The organism is Synechococcus sp. R3-13 (assembly GCF_047462195.1).
Lineage (GTDB): Bacteria > Cyanobacteriota > Cyanobacteriia > Thermostichales > Thermostichaceae > Thermostichus.
The window spans coordinates 1-1,248 of the sequence record NZ_JANSIO010000430.1; the positions used below are offsets into that span (position 1 = coordinate 1).

Below are 1,248 nucleotides of genomic sequence, written 5' to 3' on the forward strand. Positions count from 1 at the left end.
CCCAGCAAATGGGTTAGCCCGTTGTGGACAGCGTGGGCGGCCACGGTGCGACACTTAGCCCCACCCATGCCGCCGACGATCCCCGCCAGGCAGATGCAGGCATCCACCACCTGTTTCCAAGCAGTTCCGCCCGGCTCCCGCAGGGCCGCCGCCGATTGCTGGAGAAGCAAATCCCGCAGGACGCGGGCCTGCTGCACAGCGCCAATCACCAGGGCATCTTCTGAACTGCCGCTGCTGACGGAAGACTCGTACCACTTAGCCAAGGCATCTCCGATCCCGGCTACCAAGGTGCGAGGGGGAGCCTGACGAATGAGGTCGTAGTCCAAGATCAAGGCAGCAGGGGCGCGATCCAGGCTCACATCCTGCTGAAAAGCGCCGCTGTCGGAGTAGATATTGGATAGGGCGCTCCAGGCGGCACAGGTGGCCGCAGAGGTGGGCACGGTAACCACCGGGATCCCCAATCTGTGGGCCACTAGCTTGGCCGTATCCAGTGCCTTGCCACCCCCCACTCCTAAGATGCCGGTTACCGATTCCGCCGTGGCCAGCGCCTGCAAACGCGCCAGCTCGGACTCGCTGCAGTCTACCCCGTAGGTAGTCCAGTGAACTTGGAGGGCGGGATCCCGCGCGAAATTGCGCTGCAGAGGGGACTCAACCACAGCCAAGGAGCGTTCCCCCCCGATCACCAGCACACGGGATCCCAGTACCGCAAGGGGCACAGCTTCCAGAATGCCGCTGCCGCGGTACAGCCGACCTGGGGCCGGAATGGCAAGATCCAATTGGCAAGGAGAGGCGCTTAGCATTGCAAGAAAGGGCGAGAAAAAGGACTCCGTCCCGCTATCGCGGTAGCTCAGTGTCCGTGAATACAGATAACGATTCTAGCCGCAAAAAGGGCTGCGCACCGCTGGCGCGAATGCAGATGGCTCACCTAAGGTCTGGCTATAGTTAAGCTGTTCATCCCCTCAACTCTGCAGCCTCTAAGGTCTCTGGCCCCCTGACACGTTCGCAGAAGTGTCGCGTAGCGACAACAGTTCTCAGCAAGGGATCCCACCATGAACCCCACAACTCAACATCAGCTCATGCTCAAAATTGTGGCCGGCTCTGCTTGGGCCGATGGGCATTTGGAACCCCAGGAATTGGCCTACTTGGGATCCCTGCTGCGCCGCTATGGTTTGGAGCACGATACCGAGCTGCGAGAAGTAAACTACCCGACCCTGACCTTCGCAGTACAGGGCGGGCTTTCGGTAGCCC

General features: G+C 61.1%; 1 protein-coding gene and 1 pseudogene. One reads left to right on the plus strand and one right to left on the minus strand.

The genetic code is table 11. The features are described 5' to 3' along the window. Nucleotides 1–800: iron-containing alcohol dehydrogenase (locus NW856_RS12415; protein ID WP_414400523.1), on the minus strand; the 800-nt coding region annotated here is incomplete at its 3' end. Nucleotides 801–1,049: 249 nt separating this feature from the next. Between NW856_RS12415 and NW856_RS12420 the strand changes: the two are divergent. After that, nucleotides 1,050–1,248, plus strand: a pseudogene (locus tag NW856_RS12420) (hypothetical protein); the annotation flags it as partial.